The 2,860-nt window shown below is 74.3% G+C and carries 4 protein-coding genes; 3 read left to right on the forward strand and 1 reads right to left on the reverse strand.

Annotated elements, in window-relative coordinates:
* Together NH339_RS17795 and NH339_RS17800 are read left to right on the forward strand one after the other, a co-directional pair.
* Nucleotides 1–1,076: zinc-dependent metalloprotease (locus NH339_RS17795; RefSeq protein ID WP_253027330.1), on the forward strand; the 1,076-nt coding region annotated here is incomplete at its 5' end.
* Nucleotides 1,073–1,627 carry an NUDIX hydrolase gene (locus NH339_RS17800; protein WP_253027331.1) on the forward strand — a complete coding sequence of 185 codons (555 nt, stop codon included), beginning with the start codon at nt 1,073–1,075 and terminating at the stop codon, nt 1,625–1,627. The genes NH339_RS17795 and NH339_RS17800, both read left to right, overlap by 4 nt.
* Here NH339_RS17800 and NH339_RS17805 read toward each other — a convergent pair.
* The gene (locus NH339_RS17805; protein ID WP_308207101.1) at nt 1,581–2,072 is read right to left on the reverse strand and encodes a M48 family metallopeptidase; all 492 of its coding nucleotides are present in this window, start codon (nt 2,070–2,072) and stop codon (nt 1,581–1,583) included. The two genes, NH339_RS17800 and NH339_RS17805, sit on opposite strands and share 47 nt — an antisense overlap.
* 408 nt (nt 2,073–2,480) lie before the next feature.
* On the opposite strand from NH339_RS17805, the gene NH339_RS17810 reads away from it, so the two are divergent.
* On the forward strand, nt 2,481–2,860 hold a 380-nt coding region (locus NH339_RS17810; RefSeq protein WP_253027332.1), incomplete at its 3' end, for a hypothetical protein.

The following is a 2,860-nucleotide window of genomic DNA, read 5'->3' on the forward strand; positions in this document are numbered from 1 at the left end:
GGGCGGTCGCCGACGCCGTCCGGCTCGCCGAGACGTGGCTCGACCGCGTCACGGACGTCCCCGCCGCGACGACGTCGTCGGTCGCGTGGAGCCGTGCCGAGTGGGTCGAGGCCACCGGCACCTCGTGGCGGCGCCTGGTGGAGCCGATCGCCGACAACGTGGTGGGGGCGATCGCGCAGGCCATCCCCGACGAGGCGCGCGCCATGGCCGGCCCGCTCATCGGGATGCTGAACCAGGCCGGCAGCGCGATGTTCTCGCAGCAAATCGGCCAGGGTCTCGCGGGGCTGGCCACCGAGGTGCTGTCGTCGACCGACATCGGCCTGCCCATGGGCCCGAGCCGCGTGGCCGCCGTGCTCCCGCACAACGTCGAGGCCTTCGGCGAGGGGCTCGAGCACTCGTCGGCCGACGTGCTGCTCTACGTCACCCTGCGCGAGTGCGCGCACCACCGGCTCTTCGCGCACGCACCGTGGCTCGAGCAGGCCCTGGTCGGCGCCGTCGACGAGTTCGGCGCGGGGACCCACATCGACGTGGAGGCGATCGAGGCGCAGGTGCGCGAGATCGACCCCAGCCGTCCCGAGGCCATCGCCGAGGCGATGCAGGGCGGCCTGTTCGAGCCGCGACGCACCCCCGGCCAGCAGCACGCGGTCGAGCGGCTCGAGACGCTGCTCGCCTTCGTGGAGGGCTGGGTCGACGAGGTCGTCTCGCAGGCGGCGCGCGACATGCCGTCGGCGCCGGCCCTGGCGGAGGCGATCCGCCGACGTCGCGCCACCGGGGGTCCGGCCGAGCAGACGTTCGCGTCGCTCGTGGGCCTGGAGCTGCGGCCGCGTCGCCTGCGCGACGCCGCCAACCTCTGGGCCGCGGTCCGGGACCGGCAGGGCCCGGCCGCCCGTGACGCCGCCTGGACGCACCCCGACCTCATGCCGACTGCTGCCGACCTCGACGACCCGCTCGGCTTCGCGAGCGGCGAGACCGTCGACGACGACTTCGACGCGGCGCTCGACGAGCTCCTCGCGGGCGAGTCCGGCGAAGGCACGCAGGACCGCGACGACGAGCCCGGCACCGGCGACGCCCGGTGACCCTGCACGCCGACGCGACGCGCACGCTGGCGACCTGGACGGCACCCGACGCGGCGCAGGAACGGCTACGGGTGGCGTACCTCGCGCACCTGGCCGCGCACCCCGACGGGATGCTGCGTCCCTGCCGGCCCGACCACGTGACGGCGAGCGCGCTGGTGATGACGGCCGATGCGCAGCGCGTGCTGCTGGTGCGTCACCGCAAGGCAGGGCTGTGGCTGCAGACGGGCGGGCACTGCGAGGCGGACGACGCGAGCCTGGTCGACGCCGCCTCACGCGAGGCGCTCGAGGAGACGGGCATCGCAGGCCTGCAGGTCGACCCCGAACCGCTGCGGCTCTCGCGGCACGCCGTGCCGTTCTGCTCCCCCGGCGGCCACCACCTCGACGTCCAGCTGCTCGCGGTGGCCCCGGTCGACGCCGAGCCCGTCGTGGCCGAGGGCGAGGACCCGGTGGCCTGGTTCGGCGTCGGCGAGCCCGTGGAGCCGACCGACGCCGACACGCTGGCGCTCATCGCTGCTGCCAGGACACGCCTTCGAGGAACCCCTCGGCCTTGACCGCGTGCGGGTAGTCCGCGAGCAGCGCCCAGAACCGCCGGGAGTGGTTGGGCTCGATGAGGTGGGCGAGCTCGTGCAGGACGACGTGGTCGATGACGTAGTCGGGCATGTCGCGGACGCGGTCGGAGATGCGGATCGCTCCGGTGGCGGCCGTGCAGGAGCCCCACCGCTGCGTCTGGTTGGTGACCCACCGCACCGAGCTCGGCACTGCCCGGCCCTCCAGGTAGCGGTCGGAGAGCGTGCGCGCCCGAGCCATCAGCTCCTCGTCGCCCGCGGGAGTCCGGGCGACGCGGGCGTCGAGACGGGCCACGAGCCGCGCGACCTCCTCGCGCTCCTGCTCGGGTGACAGGTGGGCGGGCACGAGCACGATCGTGCGGTCGCCGTCGCGGTACGCCTGGATGGTGCGACGACGTCGCGTGCTGCGTCTGATCTCCACCTCACCCACGTCCTCGACGGTAGCCGAGGGCTCCGACGGTCGAGGAATCTTCGTCCACATCCCCCGAACGAGCCCGGGGCCGTCCCGTCGCAGGTCAGGAGGCGGTTCCATACCGTCGGAACGTCGAGTTCCCCGGGCCCCGCCGGCTCTGTCCACGTGCCGTCCACACCGGTCGACGGCGATGCGCACATCTTGCCCACAGACTTGTCCACAGGAGTGGACAACGGTTCTGCCAAGTCGGTTGACGCGCCCCTCCCGGACCCCTACGGTGTCCTCAGCCGGGCTCCCGAATCAGGTCCGCAGGGGAAGGCAGACCCTCGGGAGCCCGGCTCTCGCACGTCAGGACCCCCGAAGGCGTCCGCGGGCACTGTGGACACCCGCTGGTCCGAGCCCGTCGAGCCCCGCAAGGTGGCCGCCATGACGTTGCGGCCCGTCCTCCTCCCGGGAGGCGACGTCGTGCGTCGCGACGCGCGGCGACTGACCGTCGTCGGTCGACCCGACGTGGTGCTCGCCGACCGACCAGGTCTCGTCGCCCTCCTGCGGCTGCTCGACGGCCGCAGCCTGGAGTCCGTCGAGCGACTCGCCGGTGAGCGGGTCCCGGAGCTCGAGGACGACCCGCGCTCGGTCGTGCAGCAGCTGCTGGCTCGTGGCGCCTTGCGCGCCGGTCCGCAGCCCAGGCTGCCGCGCCTCTCGGTCCGCATCCGGGCCTGGGCGGGCAGCGAGCACGTCGCGCAGGTCGTGGCGGGCGCGGTCGACGCGCTGGGGCTGCGGCCGGACCCGGTCGGCGACGCCGCGCT

It is taken from the genome of Aeromicrobium sp. CnD17-E (genome assembly GCF_024124745.1).
GTDB lineage: Bacteria > Actinomycetota > Actinomycetes > Propionibacteriales > Nocardioidaceae > Aeromicrobium.